This window comes from Vagococcus sp. CY52-2 (assembly GCF_022655055.1).
GTDB lineage: Bacteria > Bacillota > Bacilli > Lactobacillales > Vagococcaceae > Vagococcus.
In genome coordinates this window covers 1,297,996-1,318,693 of the sequence record NZ_CP093384.1, presented here as the reverse complement: position 1 = coordinate 1,318,693, position 20,698 = coordinate 1,297,996, and the positions used below count along the sequence as shown (strand labels likewise).

At 34.7% G+C, this 20,698-nt stretch carries 17 protein-coding genes and 2 pseudogenes; 18 read left to right on the top strand and 1 reads right to left on the bottom strand.

The window, feature by feature from the left end; genetic code table 11:
• The first annotated feature begins 7 nt into the window (after positions 1-7).
• On the top strand, positions 8-3,070 hold the full coding sequence (locus MN187_RS06525) for a type I restriction endonuclease subunit R (RefSeq protein ID WP_242093643.1): 3,063 nt from the start codon (positions 8-10) through the stop codon (positions 3,068-3,070).
• A 72-nt stretch (positions 3,071-3,142) separates the two neighbouring features.
• Here the strand turns inward: MN187_RS06525 and MN187_RS06520 are convergent, their stop codons facing one another.
• Positions 3,143-3,961 carry a metallophosphoesterase gene (locus MN187_RS06520; RefSeq protein ID WP_242093642.1) on the bottom strand — a complete coding sequence of 273 codons (819 nt, stop codon included), beginning with the start codon at positions 3,959-3,961 and terminating at the stop codon, positions 3,143-3,145.
• Between the two features lie 241 nt (positions 3,962-4,202).
• Between MN187_RS06520 and rimP the strand changes: the two genes are divergently transcribed.
• From rimP to MN187_RS06440, 17 genes and pseudogenes are all read left to right on the top strand, one after another.
• A complete protein-coding gene (gene rimP, locus MN187_RS06515; RefSeq protein ID WP_241699159.1) occupies positions 4,203-4,676 on the top strand; it encodes a ribosome maturation factor RimP in 474 nt (157 codons plus the stop codon).
• A 20-nt stretch (positions 4,677-4,696) separates the two neighbouring features.
• Positions 4,697-5,911, top strand: a complete 1,215-nt coding sequence (gene nusA, locus MN187_RS06510; protein WP_117973026.1) for a transcription termination factor NusA — start codon at positions 4,697-4,699, stop codon at positions 5,909-5,911.
• 25 nt (positions 5,912-5,936) lie between these two features.
• Complete coding sequence (gene rnpM / locus MN187_RS06505) at positions 5,937-6,236, top strand: RNase P modulator RnpM (RefSeq protein ID WP_117973025.1); 300 nt, start codon at positions 5,937-5,939, stop codon at positions 6,234-6,236.
• Positions 6,226-6,531 carry a L7Ae/L30e/S12e/Gadd45 family ribosomal protein gene (locus tag MN187_RS06500; protein ID WP_071456580.1) on the top strand — a complete coding sequence of 102 codons (306 nt, stop codon included), beginning with the start codon at positions 6,226-6,228 and terminating at the stop codon, positions 6,529-6,531. The genes rnpM and MN187_RS06500 overlap by 11 nt, the downstream gene beginning before the upstream one ends.
• A gap of 12 nt (positions 6,532-6,543) precedes the next feature.
• Positions 6,544-6,652 (top strand): annotated as a pseudogene (locus MN187_RS10645) (translation initiation factor IF-2 N-terminal domain-containing protein); the annotation flags it as partial.
• Between the two features lie 242 nt (positions 6,653-6,894).
• Positions 6,895-8,868 (top strand): annotated as a pseudogene (gene infB / locus MN187_RS06495) (translation initiation factor IF-2); the annotation flags it as partial.
• A gap of 31 nt (positions 8,869-8,899) precedes the next feature.
• Positions 8,900-9,247 (top strand): 30S ribosome-binding factor RbfA, encoded by a 348-nt coding sequence (rbfA, locus tag MN187_RS06490; RefSeq protein WP_241699157.1) that lies wholly within the window; start codon positions 8,900-8,902, stop codon positions 9,245-9,247.
• A gap of 125 nt (positions 9,248-9,372) precedes the next feature.
• Positions 9,373-10,338, top strand: a complete 966-nt coding sequence (locus MN187_RS06485) for a Gfo/Idh/MocA family protein (RefSeq protein ID WP_158559438.1) — start codon at positions 9,373-9,375, stop codon at positions 10,336-10,338.
• A 118-nt stretch (positions 10,339-10,456) separates the two neighbouring features.
• The gene (truB, locus tag MN187_RS06480) at positions 10,457-11,374 is read left to right on the top strand and encodes a tRNA pseudouridine(55) synthase TruB (protein WP_117973020.1); all 918 of its coding nucleotides are present in this window, start codon (positions 10,457-10,459) and stop codon (positions 11,372-11,374) included.
• A gap of 13 nt (positions 11,375-11,387) precedes the next feature.
• On the top strand, positions 11,388-12,341 hold the full coding sequence (locus MN187_RS06475) for a bifunctional riboflavin kinase/FAD synthetase (protein ID WP_117973019.1): 954 nt from the start codon (positions 11,388-11,390) through the stop codon (positions 12,339-12,341).
• The gene (gene hemW / locus MN187_RS06470; RefSeq protein ID WP_242093640.1) at positions 12,338-13,474 is read left to right on the top strand and encodes a radical SAM family heme chaperone HemW; all 1,137 of its coding nucleotides are present in this window, start codon (positions 12,338-12,340) and stop codon (positions 13,472-13,474) included. Before MN187_RS06475 ends, hemW begins: the two co-directional genes overlap by 4 nt.
• A gap of 289 nt (positions 13,475-13,763) precedes the next feature.
• Entirely contained in the window at positions 13,764-14,810 is a 1,047-nt protein-coding gene (gene hrcA, locus MN187_RS06465) for a heat-inducible transcriptional repressor HrcA (RefSeq protein ID WP_117973017.1), read from the top strand.
• Positions 14,811-14,826: 16 nt separating this feature from the next.
• Complete coding sequence (grpE, locus tag MN187_RS06460; protein WP_117973016.1) at positions 14,827-15,399, top strand: nucleotide exchange factor GrpE; 573 nt, start codon at positions 14,827-14,829, stop codon at positions 15,397-15,399.
• 47 nt (positions 15,400-15,446) lie between these two features.
• Positions 15,447-17,276: a molecular chaperone DnaK gene (dnaK, locus tag MN187_RS06455; RefSeq protein WP_117973015.1), complete on the top strand. Its 1,830-nt coding sequence runs from the start codon at positions 15,447-15,449 to the stop codon at positions 17,274-17,276.
• 142 nt (positions 17,277-17,418) lie between these two features.
• Positions 17,419-18,582: a molecular chaperone DnaJ gene (gene dnaJ, locus MN187_RS06450; protein ID WP_117973014.1), complete on the top strand. Its 1,164-nt coding sequence runs from the start codon at positions 17,419-17,421 to the stop codon at positions 18,580-18,582.
• A 131-nt stretch (positions 18,583-18,713) separates the two neighbouring features.
• Entirely contained in the window at positions 18,714-19,646 is a 933-nt protein-coding gene (locus MN187_RS06445) for a metal ABC transporter substrate-binding protein (RefSeq protein WP_242093639.1), read from the top strand.
• Between the two features lie 88 nt (positions 19,647-19,734).
• Entirely contained in the window at positions 19,735-20,634 is a 900-nt protein-coding gene (locus MN187_RS06440) for a DMT family transporter (protein ID WP_117973012.1), read from the top strand.
• Positions 20,635-20,698 lie beyond the last annotated feature (64 nt).

The window sequence follows — 20,698 nt, the reverse complement described above, 5'->3', positions numbered from 1 at the left end:
GGAAAAAATGTTGGGTAAGTTTACTTCAGAGTTAGATTTAGAAAAACAATTAATCGAACAGTTAATTTCCGGTGAATCACAATGGACTTATCGACCAGATTTAAAAACAGAAGATGATTTATGGGATAATTTTAAAGATAAATTAGAAATGAATAATTTAGATGTACTAGGTGAAACACTTTTAACAGAACAAGAATTTCGCCAAATAAAAAATCAGTTAAGTTTTCCAAATTTTTATGAAGCTGCTAAGTGGTTGTCAGGTGAAAATGGTGTCGCAAAGGTTCAGGTGCAGCGTGAAGATGCTAAGTTAGGAACTATTAGGCTACGTGTGTTGAATCGTGAGGATGTCGCAGGTGGCATATCATCTTATGAGGTCATCAATCAATATGTCTCAACTAAAAAAGAATACATGGACAATGATCGACGATTTGATGTCACGTTATTGATTAATGGGTTACCCATGATTCATATTGAATTAAAAAATAAGAATAATGCTTATATGGATGCGTTTCGTCAAATTTCAAAATATTTGAAAGAAGGCAAATTTACTGGTATTTTTTCTAGTGTTCAGATGTTTGTGGTCACAAATGGATCAGATACACGTTACATTGCTTCAGCACAAGATACTAAACTTAATGCCCAATTTTTAACAAAATGGGTGGATGAAGACAACAAAGCAGTGGATAATTATGTGGATTTTGCCAAACATGTGTTGTCGATTCCAATGGCACATAAAATGGTGACACAATATAGCGTGATTGATAATGATAAAAAAGCATTGATTTTACTTCGTCCGTATCAAATTCATGCGATTGAAGCAGTTAAACAAGCGTCTAAAGAATCTAAGTCAGGTTACGTTTGGCATACAACAGGTTCTGGAAAAACCTTGACGTCATATAAAGTAGCTAGAAATTTATTACAAATTTCATCTATTGATAAAACCATATTTATTGTGGATAGAGTGGATTTGGACCAACAAACAACCACGTCATTTACGTCATATGCTGAAAATGATGTGATAGATATTGATGAGACTAACAATGTATCTGAGTTAATTACAAAACTATTATCTGATGAACGCTCGGTGGTAGTGACGACGATACAAAAATTAAATCATGTCATGCATCGAGTTGAAGAAAATCCAGAAAATAAAAAATATCAAACATTACGTCGTCTTAAGCTGGCGCTTGTTGTCGATGAATGTCACCGAGCTGTTAGTCCAGAGAAAAAAAGAGAATTAGAAACCTTTTTTATCGAATCTCTTTGGTATGGCTTTACAGGTACTCCTATTTTTGTTGAAAATGCAAAAAAGGTACAAGGCAATCTCCCTAGAACAACAAAACAACAATACGGTGAGTGTTTACATAAATACACTGTAAAAGAAGCAATACATGACAAAGCAGTTTTAGGATTCCAAGTGGAGTACAAGACCACTTTTTCAGAAGAACAGCTGGATGATATTGTGGAAAGTTCAGATAAAAAATCTGAGTTGGCTGTCTATGAGATGAGTTTGATGGAAAAAGAATATTACGTTCCAAATGAAGTGTATTTAGATGAGGCACATATGTTAGAAGTGATAGACTCCATTATCAATAAATCTCGCAAAAAATTAGGGTTTAACTTGGGGGCAGGTCAGACATATGATGCTATTTTGACAACGACGTCTATCTCACAGGCACAAAAATATTATGATTTGATAAAAAAAGTAAAGGCTGGAAAATCTAGTGTGAGTGTATCAGAGGCAACTAAAAAAGTATTACCAGACTTTCCTAAGGTGGCTATAACATATTCTATTTCTGAAAATGAGACATCTTCTTCAAGTAATCAAGAGAAGATGAAAGAAGCATTGGAAGATTATAATGAAGAGTATGGCACACACTATACGCTCGAAACAATGCGTGCATATAATCGAAATGTTAATGACCGATTGGCACGAAAAAAAGAGCAGTATAAAGCACGAAGCGAACAGCTTGATTTAGTGATTGTGGTAGATAGGTTGCTAACAGGATTTGACGCACCTTGTTTATCGACGTTGTTTATTGATAGACCACCGATGAAAGAACATAATTTAATTCAAGCATTCTCACGGACAAATCGTTTATTTGACAAATACAAACGTTATGGTCAAATTGTGACATTTCAAGATCCAGCAACCTTTGAAGCAGCGGTGACCAATGCGTTGATTTTATATTCAAATGGTGGAGAAAATGAGGTGTTAGCTCCAACGTGGGAAGAAACGAGAGATCGATTTATTGAGGCAATTGAGGAGTTGAAATTGGTAGAACCAAATCCACATGCAATTGATATTGATTCATCGAGTATAGTCCAATTAAAAAAATTCGCTAGGTCGTTTCAACAAGTGGATAAATACTATGCTTCATCGCAAGTCTATACAGAATTTTCTGAAGAACAAATGGGCAGTTTATTTCCTATTACGGAAAAAGAATTTGAAGAGTACACTGGTAAATATAACAATGTGTTAGAAAAAATGAAAGAATTTTCGGATAAGCCAGGGGGAAAAATTGATATTGATATTTTTTATGAGTTAGAGTCAGTTAAAACAGAAAATATTAATTATGATTATATTTTGATGTTGATTCAACGATATGTTCCGGTAGGAGATGATGAGTATGAGCTGATAGGGAGACAAGATGACAAATCAGCCAAAGAAATTGATAAGTATTTGGAAGAATTGTCTCAATCTAATCAAAAACTGTCAGCGTTAATCAAAACGTTATGGGAAGATATTCGTCAAAATCCTGAACATTATCGTGATAAAGATATATCTATCTTATTAAATCGTTTAATACAAGATAAAAAGCTAAATGAAACCTCTCAGCTTGCTGAAAAATGGTCAGTTAATGAAGGTGATTTGCGATATGTCGTTAACAACTATAATCCTAAAAAAGAAAAACAAGTTGGCGAACAGGAGTTAAGAGATTCATCAAATTATGAGCAGTATAAAGAATCTAACGATAACCCTGTCAGCAAGTTAAGGTACTGGAAAAGTTTTAAAAAAGAGTTAGTACAAGTTATGGAGGAAGAATTATTGCCTCTTGAACGTGATTAAAAAGAAGAGATGTGTTTTATGGTACATTATATTAAGAAAAAAGCGTTGGTACATGATGTGCCAACGCTTTTTCTATGCCTGTTTAATAGTGGTAAAAATGAGGTGTGGATAGTTATTTAGTCTAATTGGGAATTTGCTGTTAGCTAGGCCACGACTGACAATAAGATTTGAGTCATTCTTAATGTATAAGCCATTTGTTAGTTTTGGTAACACCCCTTGATCAGGTGATAAAAGACCATCTGTTTTAGGTAAACGCCATTGTCCACCATGAGCATGACCGCTAAAAATAGCAAGAGGGCTATTAAAAGAGTTAATGTATTCATCAAATAGTTCAGGATGATGCGCTAAAACTAACGTCTCTTGATTAGTATTCATTTTCGCCATATCTTTACTTGAAAGTGAAGTGTGTCGATTACTTAATCCAACAAGGTTAAAGGCATTATTGTTGATGACTAAATTAGTGACATCATTTTCTAAATAAACCGCATCACTGGCTTTGATTTTTTGTCTCCATAAAGCATAATCTGGGTTTGTTTCTTCGTGGTTACCATTGATAACATAAGTTTGGTAGCGCGAGGTTAATGTAGTTAAAAAATCAAAAAATTCGGTTGTTTCTACAGACTCAGTGCGATCAATCGTGTCACCAGTTAAAAACACGACATCAGGTTGTTCTTTTTCTAATTCGTTTAATAATTGTGTTTGACTAACTCTTAATCTTGGAAACTGTAAGTCGGATAAGTGCGCAATTTTTACAGGATTATCATTAACCCGATTACTTGTGATGAAAATTGATTCAACATCAAGTTGTCTGTTTTCACGAATGCCTTCTGCCATGATAAAGAGAGGCAGTCCAATTAGTAATCCAGTAATAATTTTTTTCGTTCTAGTCATGTTAGTACTCCTTTGAAATAATCAATATCTTTAGTTAAATTAACAAAAATTTTTTAATAAAGAATTAAAAATAAAAATCTTAGAAAAATCTTAACCGTATTTTCAAAAAAAAGTTAGTAACATTGAATAGTTATGAAAAATATGCTAATATGAAATTGTGTGATATGAGTGGAAAGAGTGAGCGTGTTGACGCTCACTCTTTTTGATGAATTTCTCGAAAATGTATAGGGAGGCGAAAATATTGGCAAATGTAGTCGAAATAGTCACTGACTTAGTTACTCCGATCTTGGAAGACTATCAATTTGACTTAGTAGATATTGAGTATGTTAAAGAAGGGAAAAATTGGTTCCTAAGAGTATTTATTGATAAAGATGGCGGTATTGATATCAACGAATGTGCACTAGTCAGTGAGGCGTTAGGTGAAAAACTTGACACAATCGATCCAGATCCGATTCCACAAGCCTATTTCTTAGAGGTGTCTTCACCAGGGGCAGAAAGACCTTTGAAAAAAGAAGAAGATTATGTTAATGCTATTGGAGAGTATGTAAATATCTCTTTTTATCAAGCTGTTGAAGGAGAAAAGCAGTATCAAGGTTTCTTAAAAGAAGTAACCCCAGAGACGCTCACCCTATTAGTAAAAATTAAAACGCAAGAAAAAGAAATGACATTTGATAGAAAAAATATTGCCAAAGCAAGATTGGCTATTCAATTTTAAAATGGAGGTTAAGGAAATACATGAACAAGGAAATGTTAGGAGCACTAGATGCTCTTGAACGCGAAAAAGGTATTTCAAAAAGTATCGTCATTGAAGCACTAGAAGCAGCAATGGTTTCAGCGTATAAACGTCACTATGGACAAGCACAAAATGTAGATGTTGAGTTTGATGAGAAAAAGGGGGATGTGCATATTTTTTCTGTTAAAGAAGTAACAGAAGAAGTCATGGATTCTCAATTAGAAGTTAGCTTGAAAGAAGCGTTAAAAATTAATGGTGCTTATGAAATTGGTGATATGATTCGTTTTGAGGTAACCCCAAAAGACTTTGGCCGTATTGCAGCACAAACAGCTAAACAAGTTATCTTACAACGTGTACGTGAAGCAGAACGCTCAATTATTTATAATGAATTTAGTGCTTACGAAAATGAAATTATGCAAGGAATTGTGGAACGTCAAGATAATCGCTATATTTATGTCAATTTAGGTAAAATTGAAGCCGTATTATCTAAACAAGATCAAATCCCAAATGAAGTTTATCAACCACACGATCGCATCAAGGTTTATATTTCAAAAGTAGAAAATACATCAAAAGGTCCACAAGTTTACGTTAGTCGTAGCCATCCAGATTTATTAAAACGATTATTTGAACAAGAGATACCAGAAGTGTATGATGGAGAAGTAGAGATTATTAGTATTGCAAGAGAAGCAGGAGACAGAGCAAAAGTCGCAGTGACAGCTGCTAATAAAGACATTGATCCAGTTGGAACGTGTGTCGGACCAAAAGGACAACGTGTTCAAGCCATTGTTAATGAATTAAAAGGCGAAAACATGGATATCGTGGAGTGGAATGAAGACCCTGCTGTCTTTATCTCAAATGCACTAAATCCAGCACAAGTATTAGATGTTATTTTTGAGCCAAACCAACGTGCTTGTACAGTCGTTGTGCCAGATTTCCAATTATCATTAGCTATTGGGAAACGTGGACAAAATGCGAGATTAGCGGCTAAATTAACTGGCTATAAAATTGATATTAAACCTGAATCCGAATGGGAAAAAATAGCTGCAGAAAATGAAGAAGAGTTACTTGAAGAAGTACTTGAAGCAAATGAAGAATTAGTCGTTGAAGATGTATTAGATGAAGCTGTGGAAGAAATATCAGAAGAAACTACATCAGAAGAATCAACAGAGAACGCTACAGAAGACATTGTCGTAACTGTTGAAGAAGATGAAGAATAATACCACTTTTTGGGAGGCGAAATAGATGAAACAAAGAAAAATTCCAATGCGTAAATGTGTTGTATCAAATGAAATGAAACCCAAAAAAGAAATGATTCGTATTGTTCGTTCTAAAGAAGGCGAGATTTCGATTGATCCAACTGGAAAAATGCCAGGTCGTGGAGCTTATCTATCTATGGAACCAGATGTCGTCCAAAAAAGTTGGGATCAAAAAATTTTAGACAGAGTATTAAACGATACATTAACAGATGACTTCTATCAAGAGTTGCTAGACTATGTGTCACATCAAAAAGCAAGGAGAGAATTATTCGGAAATGGAAAATAAACAACGATTTCTTAATCTCCTAGGTTTAGCAATGAAAGCCGGTAAACTTGTGACTGGTGAAGAAACAACCTTACAGTCAGTGAGAAAAAATACTGTAAATTTGGTGATTTTAGCAAGTGACGCAAGTGAAAATACCGAAAAAAAAATGAGAGACAAGTGTCATAGTTATCATACAAAATTGATTTCGCCATGCACCTCAGCCGAACTGAGTTCTGCTATTGGTAAAAATCGTATGATTGTCGGGGTATGTGACACCGGATTTTCTCGAAAGATGTGTGAACTAATGACAGAATAGGATGGTGAGAGAATGAGTAAAAAACGCGTATATGAATTAGCAAAAGAACTAAATGTTCCAAGTAAAGATATCGTAGAAAAAGCTCAGTCCGCAGGTGTTGATGTGAAAAATCATATGAGTACATTAAATGACTCAGATATTGACAAAGTCAAACACCTATTAGCACCTTCAAAAGCTAAGGGACAAGATAATAAAAAAACTGGTCAAGTACCAGCTAAAAAAAATAATCATTCTAATAAAAAGTTAGAAAATAATGATAACAGTAAGGGTAATCGAGTGAATAATCAGAATCAAAACAAACAACAACCAACGAATAAACAAAATAATCACCAAAAATCTTCAGCAAATGGAACAAAAAAACCAGCTGGAAATACATCTAATCAAGCAAATAGAAGCAATAATTCAACAGGTAATAACAATAACCAAAATAAAGGTGGAAACCGTAATAACAATGGTAACCGACCTTATCAAGGAAACCAAAACAATCGCTATAACAAAAATAATAAGCGACGTAACAATAAAAAAGGCAAACAGCAAACATCTAATAAGCCAGCTGTACCACCACGTAAATTTAAAGAATTACCAGAAGTGTTAGTTTACACTGAAGGCATGAATGTAGCAGATATTGCTAAGAAAATTTACCGTGAACCAGCAGAAATTATTAAAAAATTATTCCTATTAGGTGTGATGGTTAACCAAAATCAAGCATTAGATAAAGATACAATTGAATTATTGGCGGCAGATTATGGTATTGAAGCGGAAGAAAAAGTTCAAGAAGATGTGGCTGATATTGACAAATTCTTTGAAGCAGATGTTGTTGATCCTGATAAATTAGTCAGTCGTCCTCCTGTTGTGACTGTTATGGGACACGTTGACCATGGTAAAACAACCTTATTAGATACATTAAGAAATGCAAAAGTAACATCTGGTGAAGCAGGCGGGATTACACAACATATTGGTGCCTACCAAATTGATATTGATGGCAAACCAATTACATTCTTAGATACACCAGGACATGCGGCGTTTACTAGTATGCGTGCTCGTGGAGCAAGTATCACAGATATTACCATTTTGGTTGTAGCAGCAGATGATGGTGTCATGCCTCAAACAGTTGAAGCCATTAACCATGCTAAAGCAGCAGAAGTCCCAATTATTGTGGCGGTCAATAAAATTGATAAACCAAGTGCCAATCCAGATCGCGTGATGCAAGAATTAAGTGAATATGGCTTGATTCCAGAATCATGGGGTGGAGACACCATTTTTGTTCCAATCTCTGCCAAATTTGGGGATAATATTGAAGAATTATTAGAAATGATTTTACTTGTTTCTGAAGTGGAAGACTTAAAAGCTGACCCAACACAACGTGCAATCGGTACAGTTATTGAAGCACGCTTAGATAAAAGTAAAGGACCTGTTGTAACCTTATTAGTACAACAAGGAACACTACATGTTCAAGACCCAATCGTTGTTGGTAACACCCACGGACGTGTGCGTGTGATGACAAACGATATTGGTCGTCGTGATAAAACAGCTGGACCAGCAACACCAGTTGAAATTACCGGGTTAAATGATGTACCACAAGCTGGTGACAGATTTGTAACCTTCGAAGACGAAAAAACAGCTCGTGCAGCTGGAGAAGAAAGAGCAAAACGTGCTTTATTAGAACAACGTCAAGTGAGTCAACGTGTGACATTAGATAACTTATTCGAAAGTCTGAAAGATGGCGAAATGAAAGAAGTTAACGTTATTATCAAAGCGGACGTTCAAGGGTCAGCTGAAGCATTAGCTGCTAGTTTAACCAAAATTGATGTTGAAGGCGTTCGTGTGAAAATTGTCCATTCAGCAGTTGGGGCAATTAATGAAAGTGATATTACATTAGCTTCTGCAAGTAATGCGATTATCGTCGGTTTTAATGTTCGTCCAACAGCACAAGCTCGTACACAAGCAGAACAAGAACAAGTCGATATTCGTTTACACAGAATCATCTATAAAGTTATCGAAGAAATTGAAACAGCGATGAAAGGAATGCTTGATCCTGAATTTGTTGAAAAAATTACAGGACAAATGCAAGTTCGTGAAACTTACAATGTGTCTAAAGTTGGGACAATTGCAGGATGTTACGTAACAGAAGGCTTCATTCGTCGTGATTGTGGTATTCGTTTAATTCGTGATGGTATTGTTATCCATGAAGGTAACCTAGCTAGTTTGAAACGATTTAAAGATGATGCAAAAGAGGTAAAAATGGGATTTGAATGTGGTGCCACTCTTGAAAATTACAATGACGTAAAAGTTGATGATGTCATTGAAGGGTTCATCATGGAAGAAGTGAAAAAATAATTCAGCTCATTTATATGAGGAGGATAAGCATATGGCAAATTACCGAGATCGTCGTGTCGCTCAAGAAATATTAAAAGAAGTGAATGATATTTTACATAAAAAAGTGCGTGATCCACGTGTACAAGATGTAAGTATCACTGACGTAAAAGTAACTGGTGATTTACAAGAAGCAACTATTTTTTATAGCTTGTTGAGTGATAAAGCGTCTGATAAGCAAAAAGCGCAAGAAGGATTGGATAAAGCGACAGGATTAGTTCGTCGTGAATTAGGTCATAGATTAAGTATCTATAAAACACCTGAAATTACCTTTGCAAGAGATGAGTCAGTCGAATATGGAAATCATATTGATGAACTATTAAGAGGATTGCATAAAGATTAATTTAAAAAAGACTAGAGGAAAATTTATTTCTTCTGGTCTTTTTAATTTTTCATAAAATAGGAATGATTAACGCATAATAATGAAGTATGATACACTAAGGTTAGATTAATTAGGAGGCGATTCGATTGGTAAAAAATATCGGAATAGTTGGGACAGGTGTGATTGCAACAGAATTTGTAACGCAAGTAGATACGTCAAAATACACGGTCCATTCAGTGTATAATCGTAACCCAAGATCTCTTGAAACGTTTAAAGAAGCCCATCAATTACATAATGGCTACACAGATTATGATGAGTTTTTAAATGATGATACCCTTGAGTGTGTCTATATTGCAACACCAAATCAAACGCATTATGACTATGCTAAAAAAGCAATCGAAAAGGGTAAACATGTATTATGTGAAAAAGTGATGGTATTAAATGCTGACCAAGCACGTGAGTTATTTGAATTAGCGAAAAAGTATCACGTGGTTATACTGGAAGCTGTAACATTATTCTTCATGCCAATGTATCATGAAGTGAGCCATTTATTAGAACAAAATGTGTTAGGTAAAATTAGTGGGGCGAATATCACATTTGGTAGTTGTAAAGAATATGATGTAAATAATCGATTTTTCTCATTAGAAAAAGGCGGTGGGGCATTATTTGATATTGGACCATATGCCTTATCAGCAGCTGTTTATTTATTAGGGACAGACATTGAGTTAGTTTCTTCTGAGGTTGTCATGGCACCAAGTGGCGTTGATGAAAAATCAGTGACTACATTAAAAACAAAAAATAACGAACTAGCTAGTGTGATGTTATCGTTTAGAGGAAGATTACCAAAACAAATTTTAGTCACAGGTGATGAAGGCTATTTAATGATTAATGATTTTCCAAGAGCGACAACAGCCAATATCTTTTATAATGATGGAACAACACAAGTCATTGAAGCAGGCGATGGAAAAGATGTATTTACCTATGAGATGGATATGTTAAATCATTTGGCTAGTGAAAAAGACTTAGAGCATGTTCCTGATTGTCGAGAAGTCAGTCAACGAGTGATTGAGTTGATGGACGCCATGAGACATGAGTGGGGATGGAAATTATAATAGACACCTAAAAGGAGGGCGGCCTCCTTTTTTTATGTTTACAATCGCTTTTATCCTAATTAGGTCTTTAAGTATGCTATAATATTGAGGAAATGATGAAAAGAGTAGGAGAAGACAAATGGAAGGAATTATCCCTCTATGGAAACCACGTGGCATGACAAGTCATGATTGTGTTTTCCAGTTAAGAAAAATCTTAAAAACAAAAAAAGTTGGACATAGTGGCACACTTGACCCAGATGTTGATGGCATATTGCCTATTTGTGTCGGTAAAGCAACAAAAGTTGTTGAGTATTTGCAAGAATCCAATAAACTATATGTTGGGGAAATAACCCTTGGATTTTCAACAGAAACAGAAGATGCAAGTGGGGAAATTGTGGCAAAAAGTCCTATTACCAAGCCTTTAACAGAAAAAGAAATTGATGAAGCTATGTTATCTTTCACAGGTGATATTCAACAAATTCCTCCTATGTATTCTGCTGTTAAAGTGAATGGTCGACGATTATATGATTATGCGAGAAAAGGCGAATCAGTTGATCGTCCAGTTAGACAAACAGTTATTCATCGTTATAAACGCATCAGTCAACCAATCTTTTCAGAAGAAACACAGACACAGTCTTGGAAATTTGAAGTGGATTGTGCAAAAGGAACGTATGTTAGAACACTTGCTGTGGATACAGGAAAAAAATTAGGTTATGAGGCACATATGTCAGATTTGACGAGGTTATCAAGTGGAGGGTTTGACGTGAAAGAAGCCATTACGTTAGAAAGAGTAAGAGAACTTGTTGAAGATAATCAATCATCAGAAATATTCTATCCGCTTGAGAGAGCTGTCGAGACGTTTCCTAAAAAACGATTAACACCAGATGAGTATCAATTAATCAGAAATGGATTAGTGATGCCAGATTCTTTTTTTGAGGGATATGATGACACACCGTTGATTGCATTATTCTACAATCAACAACTTGTTAGTTTATATGGTAAACACCCAAGTAAACCTGGCTTATTTAAGCCAGTTAAAGTGATTCGAAACGATTAAAGGAGTATATGTTATGCAAATTATTAATATTCATCATCCGTATGATCCATGTGACTTACCTAAGGATGATGTCGTGTTAGCTTTAGGTTTTTTTGACGGCGTTCATAGAGGCCATCAAGAAGTAATCCGAACAGCTAAGACTATAGCAAATGAAAAAGGATTAAAATTGGCTGTGATGACATTTAATCATCATCCTGCAGTTGTTTTCCAAAAAGTAAACTATAAGAAAATGAAATACATTACAACAATTGAGCAGAAAGAAGAAAAAATGAGGCAATTGGGTGTCGATTATTTATATATCATTGAGTTTACGTCTTCTTTTGCCAGTCTTTCGCCACAAGATTTCGTCGATGAATACATGGTAGGATTGCATGCTAAAGTTGTTGTAGCAGGATTTGATTATACCTATGGAAAGAAAGATATTGCCAATATGAGTATCTTACCTACCTATGCAAAAGGTCGATTTGAAGTAGTTGAAGTTGAAAAATTAAGTGAACATGACGAAAAAGTTAGTTCAACAGCTATTCGTGAATGCATGAAGATAGGTGATATGTATGCAGCGAACAAATTATTGGGCTATGCTTATGAAACAACGGGTATTGTAGTACACGGAGATAAACGCGGTCGATTATTAGGGTATCCAACTGCTAATATTAAAGTGCCAACATATTCGTTATTACCTACTGGTGGGGTATATGTTGTGAAGATAAAAGTAGCAAATAAATGGTATATGGGTATGGCGCAAATAGGATACAATATCACATTTGAGAGCAATCGTCCAATGACCATCGAAGTCAATATTCTAGATTTTTCAGATGATATTTACGGTGAACAAGTGAGTGTTGAATGGCTACACTTTTTACGTGGAGAGCAAAAATTTGATAATGTGGATGGACTAATTGCCCAATTAAAACAAGATGAACAAAATACAAGGGATTATTTTGATGCAAGAGGAGGACTAATATGACGTCAGCCTATATACATATTCCTTTTTGTGAACATATCTGTTTTTATTGTGACTTCAATAAAGTATTTATTGAAGGACAACCTGTTGATGAATACATTGAGGCTTTGTTGAAAGAAATCAAGTTAACAAAAGAAGCTTATCCATCAGATACAACTGAAACCATTTATATTGGTGGTGGTACACCAACGTCTTTATCTGCTAAACAGCTCGACCGTCTATTAAGTGGTATAAAAGAATTATTACCGTTTAACCCAAGTGATGAATTTACTGTAGAGGCTAATCCAGGTGATTTGACAATGGATAAAATAAAAGTTCTTCAAACACATGGGGTCAATCGATTGTCTATGGGAGTTCAAACGTTTGATAATAGGTTATTAAAAAAAATTGGTCGAAAACATTCAGCACAAGATGTATTTGATACGATGTCTCTTTTAGAACGTGCTGATTTTTCCAATGTTAGTATTGATTTAATTTATGCTTTACCAAATCAAACAATGGAAAGTTTTGAAGACACGCTGGATAAAGCTTTGGCACTAGATTTACCTCATTATTCTATGTATTCATTGATTTTAGAAAATAAAACCATGTTTTATAATTGGGCAAGGCAAGGCAGATTGCATTTACCAGGGATTGATGTTGAGGGAGATATGTTTGAGCGAGCTATCGAACGCATGACGTTAGCTGGAAAACATCAGTATGAAGTGAGTAATTTTGCTGAAGTAGGAAAAGAGAGCAAACATAACTTGGTTTACTGGAATAATGATCATTATTATGGATTGGGCGCAGGAGCAAGTGGTTATTTAGGCAATATTCGTTATAAAAATCATGGACCTATCCAACATTACTTAGAACCCTTAAGACAAAATAACTTACCTACTATTACAACAGAAAATTTAACGATTAAGCATCAAATGGAAGAGGAAATGTTTTTAGGATTACGTAAAAAACAAGGTGTTTCTCTACCTAATTTTGAACAAAAATTTGGTCAAACATTTGAATCTATTTATGGAAGTGTCGCTGAGCGTTTAATAGAGGAAGAAATGATTCAAATAAGAGATGGCTTTATTTCGTTAACGGATAAAGGATTAATTTTAGGAAATGATGTTTTTGAGAAATTTTTATTAGAAAAATAAGTATGAAACAGTCTAAAGAGAAAAAATTAGGCTGTTTTTTTGTTATTCTCGTTTTTTTGACAAAATAAATTGACATATTCTTGTGATTACTCATTTATAGATTTGTCATAATATAGATGAATCCTTTGTTTATTAAGCTTTATTAATATGGTATCGTTAGATTTAGCACTCTATAACAAAGAGTGCTAAAAAGGAGAGGCTTTTAGTTGACAAAAAAATTAATCCTTGTTATATTAATAATGTAGTTAGCACTTAGTGTGAATGAGTGCTAATAAGGAAGGTGATTCGCATGTTGAGTATGAGACAAGAACACATCTTACAATTATTAGTTCAGCTCTATACTGAAACAGGACAACCTGTTGGATCGAAGACCTTGATGAATAACGGGATTACAGTTAGTTCAGCAACCATTCGAAATGAGCTGTCGAAATTGGAAGATTTTGGTCTTATTCAAAAAATGCACACGTCTTCCGGTAGAATTCCTTCAATGAAAGGATATCGTTATTATGTGGATCATTTAATGGATCCTAGTAAGATTAGTTCTACCGATGTTCAACGTATCAAACGATTGTTTAATCGCAAGTTTAACGCCACAAATGAAATCATTGAGTGGTCTGCTAATATTTTATCCGATTTAACAAGTTATACAGCCTTTTCGTTAGGGCCAGAGGTAAAAGAACGTCGATTAACTGGGTTTCAAATTGTTCCGTTGAATACTCGCCAATTAATGGCGATTATTGTGATTGATCAAGGATATGTTGAAAGTCAAGTGTTCTCAATTCCAAGTTCAGTGTCAACTGAAGATATCGAAAAAATGATTCGAATCATCAATGATCGATTGTTGGGAGAAACACTTTTGACAGTTTACCATAAGCTTCGAACGGAGATTCCATTAGTTCTCCAACGTTATTTTAATAATTCAAGTAATATTTTATTCTTATTCGAAGATGTGTTTAATCAAGCTTTTGATGAACAAATTTATGTGGGTGGAGGGATGAATTTATTAAATTCTGCTGCTATTACAAACCCAAATGAGTTTCAGTCAGTGTATTCCTTAATTAGTGATACAGATAAATTGACTGAGCTTCTTATATCGGATAAAGATGAAAAAATTGATATTAAAATTGGAGATGAACTAAACAATGAATTGTTACAAAACATGAGTTTAGTAACTGGATCGTACGATGTTTTTCAACGAGGCAAAGGATTAGTAGCTGTTTTAGGACCTGCTAACATGTCTTATTCGAAACTGTTAGGAGTTATGGATGTTTTGACGGATGAGCTATCTAGACATCTAGAAACATATTATCGACATTTGGAAAATAGTGGAGAGTGAAAGGAGACTGACTAAAGTGAAGAAAGACGAATCAGTTGATAAAGTTAACGAGGAAGAAAAAAAAGACGAAGAGTCGATAGCTGAAACAAATGAGGCTGTTGAGACCGAAGAAGTGGTAGAAGAAAACGAAACGGAAGAATCGTTAGAACAAACATTACAGGAAGATTTAGATAAGATGGAAGATCAATTCCTAAGAGCTCAAGCAGAAATTGCGAATATGCGCAATCGACATAAAAAAGAGCGTGAGGAAGCTTCTAGATATCGGGCACAAGAATTAGCAAAAGAGTTATTACCAGCTTTGGATAACTTAGATCGTGCGTTAGCAATTGAAGTGAGCGATGAGCATGGTGAGGCGATGAAAAAAGGAATTGAGATGGTGAGAGAAAGTATGTTACATGCTTTTAAAGAATCTGGTATCGAAGAGATAAAAGCTGAAGGTGAAAAATTTGATCCAAATTTACATCAAGCCGTCCAAACAGTTCCCGCTGAAGATGGTCAAGAATCAGATGTGATTGTTCAAGTGTTACAAAAAGGTTATATATTGCATGATCGTATTTTAAGACCATCAATGGTTATCGTGACACAATAATATAAATGATATTTAAATAAAATAATTAGATAAAGGAGATTTTTAATATGAGTAAAATAATTGGTATTGACTTAGGAACAACAAACTCTGCAGTAGCTGTATTAGAAGGCGGAGAAGCAAAAATTATTACTAATCCAGAAGGTAACCGTACAACACCATCTGTTGTATCGTTTAAAAATGGTGAAATCCAAGTTGGTGAAGTAGCAAAACGTCAAGCAGTAACAAACCCAAATACAATTTCTTCTATTAAACGTCATATGGGTGAACCTGGATATAAAGTAGAAGTTGAAGGAAAATCATATACTCCACAAGAAGTTTCAGCGATGATTTTACAATACATCAAAGGATTTGCTGAAGATTACTTAGGCGAAAAAGTTGATAAAGCAGTTATTACTGTTCCAGCTTACTTCAACGATGCTCAACGTCAAGCAACAAAAGATGCTGGTAAAATCGCTGGTTTAGAAGTTGAACGTATTGTTAACGAACCAACTGCAGCAGCTTTAGCTTATGGTTTAGATAAAACTGACCGTGATGAAAAAGTATTAGTATTTGACTTAGGTGGTGGTACATTTGACGTGTCTATCCTTGAACTAGGTGATGGCGTATTTGATGTATTATCAACTGCAGGTGACAACAACTTAGGTGGGGATGACTTTGACGAAAAAATCATCGACTACTTAGTAGAAGAATTCAAAAAAGAAAATGGCATTGATTTGTCTAAAGATAAAATGGCAGTACAACGTTTGAAAGATGCTGCTGAAAAAGCGAAAAAAGATTTATCAGGTGTAACAAGCACTCAAATTAGCTTACCATTCATCACTGCTGGAGAAGCTGGACCTCTTCACTTAGAGTTAAACTTAACTCGTGCGAAATTTGATGAATTAACATCTGATTTAGTTGAAAGAACTAAAATTCCAGTTCGTCAAGCAATTAAAGATGCTGGTATTTCAACTTCAGAAATTGATGAAGTTATCTTAGTTGGTGGATCTACTCGTATTCCTGCAGTAGTTGAAGCTGTAAGAAAAGAAACTAAAAAAGAACCTAACAAATCAGTTAACCCTGATGAAGTAGTCGCAATGGGTGCTGCTATCCAAGGTGGAGTAATCACTGGTGATGTTAAAGATGTTGTCTTACTTGATGTTACACCGTTATCATTAGGTATTGAAACAATGGGTGGCGTGTTTACTAAATTAATCGACCGTAACACAACAATCCCAACAAGTAAATCACAAGTCTTCTCTACAGCAGCAGACAACCAACCAGCCGTTGATATCCATGTTTTACAAGGTGAACGTCCAATGGCAGCTGACAACAAAACATTAGGAAGATTCCAATTAACAGATATTCCTGCAGCTCCACGTGGTGTGCCACAAATCGAAGTATCATTTGATATCGATAAAAATGGTATTGTTAACGTAAGTGCAAAAGACTTAGGTACTCAAAAAGAACAAACTATTACAATCAAATCATCTTCAGGTCTAACAGATGAAGAAATTGAACGTATGGTGAAAGATGCTGAAGCAAATGCTGAAGCAGATAAAGAACGTAAAGAAGAAGTTGATTTACGTAACGACATCGATGCGTTATTATTCTCAGTTGACAAAACTTTAGGCGAGTTAGAAGGAAAAGTTGATGCGGACGAAGTGAAAAAAGCGGAAGATGCTCGTGATGAATTAAAAGCAGCTGTAGAAGCTAATAACATTGAAGACATGAAAGCTAAACGCGATGCATTAAATGAAATTGTCCAAGCTTTAACTGTTAAATTATATGAGCAAGCGGCAGCACAACAAGCACAAGAAAATCCAGAAGCAGCACAAAGTGGCGCGGATGATGTTGTTGATGCAGACTTTGAAGAAATCAACGACGACGAAAAATAATGATGAGTCAAGAAAAAAGCCAAAGCATTGTGCTTTTGGCTTTTTCTCTTGATTATTACGATAAAGCATTCTAAAATTGACTGATTTGTGGTATGATTTAAACGAATTTAGACGTTTTAGAAAAATGGGGGGTTAGTTATATATGGCCAAAAGAGATTATTATGAGGTTTTAGGAGTATCTAAAACAGCAACAGATGATGAAATAAAAAAAGCCTATCGTAAACTATCCAAAAAATATCATCCAGACATAAATAAAGAACCCGATGCAGAAGAGAAGTTTAAAGAAGTATCTGAAGCATTTGAAGTATTAAGTGATGCACAAAAACGTGCAGCTTATGACCAATATGGCCATGCAAGTACTGATCCAAACTTTGGTGCTGGTGGTTTTGGCGGTGGTGGTTTCCAAGATTTTGGTGGTAGTTTCGGAGGGTTTGAAGATATTTTTGAATCATTCTTTGGCGGTGGAGGACGTTCTAGTAATCCTAATGCGCCAAGACAAGGTTCTGATTTGCAGTATACATTAGATTTAACGTTTAATGAAGCAATCTTCGGGTTAGAAAAAAATATTCGTTATAATCGTGAAGACGAATGTGCGACATGTCATGGAACTGGAGCAAAACCAGGAACTCATCCAGAAAACTGTCCTAAATGTCATGGTTCAGGTGTTATTAATGTTGAAAGACAAACGCCACTTGGACGTATGATGAGTCAACAATCATGTGATGAGTGTCAAGGGACAGGTAAAATCATTAAAGAAAAATGTGAAACATGTCATGGTGCTGGACGTATGATTAAGTCTCATTCTGTTAAAGTGACTGTTCCAGCTGGTGTTGAAGATGGACAACAAATGCGTTTATCTGGACAAGGGGAAGCAGGTTATAATGGTGGACCTTATGGTGATTTATATGTAGTCTTTAGTGTGGAAGAAAGCCCAATCTTTGAAAGAGATGGTTCTGAAATCTATTATGATCACCATATTACATTTGTTCAAGCAGCGCTAGGAGACGAGATTGAAGTCCCAACTGTTCATGGACGAGTGAAGTTAAGAATACCAGCAGGGACCCAAACAGGTACAACCTTTAGACTTAAAGGAAAAGGTGCACCAAGATTACGTAGTAATGGAAATGGCGATCAACAAGTAACGGTTCATGTTGATACACCAACTAAAATGAATGAAGAGCAAAAGAAACTTCTACGTCAATTTGCTGAATTAAATGGTGAAAAAGCAGTAGTTGAACAAGAAGAAGGTTTTTTTGATAAAATGAAAGATGCCTTTTCTTCAGGTCATAAGAAAAAGAAAAAATAAGTAAGACGAAAAAAGTAAAACAGTTTATTTGTTTTACTTTTTTTATTTTTACTTGAAATAACTATAAAAAACATGTAATATATATTATTAGATAGTAATGTTTACGATTTGAGCGAAAGTGAGGATATACCATGAAACGCATAACGAAAATTATTTTAGGTGTCGCTTTGACTAGTTTACTTGTTGCATGTGGTAATACGGTAAAAGAAGATAAAAAAGAAGCAGATAAACTACAAGTGGTAACCTCTTTTTATCCCATGTATGATTTTGCGAAAAAAGTTACGGGAGACAAAGCAGAGGTGACGGTTTTAACAGAAGCTGGTGTAGAACCGCATGATTATGAGCCCAGTGCAAAAGATTTGGCAAAAATTCAAAATGCTGATGTATTTATTTATAATTCAAACGAGATGGAAACATGGGTAAGAGATGTCCTTGCATCTATTGATACGAAAAAAGTGAAAGTGATTGAAGCAAGCCAAGGTATTGACTTGATGGAAGCAACTGAAGAACATGAGCATGAAGGAGAAGCCTCACATGATCATCAATTAGATCCGCATGTGTGGTTAGATCCTGTTTTGGCTAAAAAAGAAGTAGAGACGATTACAAAAGGCTTAGTTGAAGTTGATACACCAAATAAAGATATCTATGAAAAGAATTCAACTGACTTTACACAGAAACTAAATAAATTAAATGAAGCTTACGTGGATGCAACAAAAGATGCCACTCAAAAAACATTTGTCACACAACACACTGCCTTTTCATATTTAGCTAAACAATATGGATTAAAACAGGTGGCAATTTCTGGCATTTCTCCTGATCAAGAACCTACACCTAAAGAATTAAAAAATATTGAAGACTTAGTCAAAAAAGATAATATTAAAGTGATTTATACAGAAAGTAGCGCGTCATCAAAAGTAGCCGAAACCATTACTAGCGCAACTGGGGCGACACTTTCAGAACTTAATCCGTTAGAGAGTTTGACTAAAAAAGAGATGGATGGGGGAGAAGATTATCTGTCTGTTATGTATACGAATTTAGAACACTTAAAATTAACCATAAAATAAACGATGGAAACCTAGAATATTTCTAGGTTTTTATTGTTTTTATAGGCCTTAAAGCTGTAGAATAAAGCGATAAGGGGGAGGTGAAAAAATGGAAAAAAGAAGTAGTAAATTAAAGGGTATGATTTTAGCTATTTTAGGTGGAGTTTTTTGGGGAGCATCTGGAGTAGTGGCTGAATATTTGATGACAACAAAACACGTATCAGCTAGTTGGCTTGTAGCCGTTAAAATGATTGTGGCAGGTTTTTTAATTTTAATGTATCAAATGGGAAAAGGGAATAAAGATAGCTTATCTCCTCTAAAAAATAAAACTGAATTAATTCAATTAATTATTTTTAGTGTACTGGGAGTACTTGGGTTACAGTATTCTTTTTTCAAAGCTATTCAAGTTAGTAATGCAGCGACTGCAACGATATTACAATATCTATCACCAATATTATTAGTCGTTTATTTTATTATCGAAAAGAAAGAGCTACCAAATAAATCAAGTGTGGTCAGTATTGTGCTATCATTATTGGGGACTTTTTTATTAGTAACTAAAGGAAACCTAAATGAATTAGCTATGTCACCGAATGGGTTGTTTTGGGGATTATTATCAGCATTTTTAGGTGCTTTTTATATTATTCAACCAAGAAAACTTATGGCAAAATATGGAACAACACTTATTATAGGATGGGGTATGCTAATAGGTGGGGTGTCTTTTCAGGTTTATCAACCGATTTGGCAAGATGTACCTACTTTTACACCTGGTGTGTTACTAGGGATTTTAGTTATAGTGATTATTGGTACCGTTTTTTCATATATCTGTTTACTTAAAAGTACAGAATATATACCACCACAGTTTTCGAGTTTATTAACATCATTTGAACCACTAAGTTCAGCTTTATTTTCAGTTTTATTTTTAGGATTGGTTTTAAAACCTATCGAGATAGTCAGTATGTTATTGATTATTTTTGCTGTTTTTCTTTTGTCTAGATGTGATATCTCATAAGAAAAGTCATGTCTATTTATATTTTAGGTAAAATAAGCTATAATTATTAGCAAGATATAATATA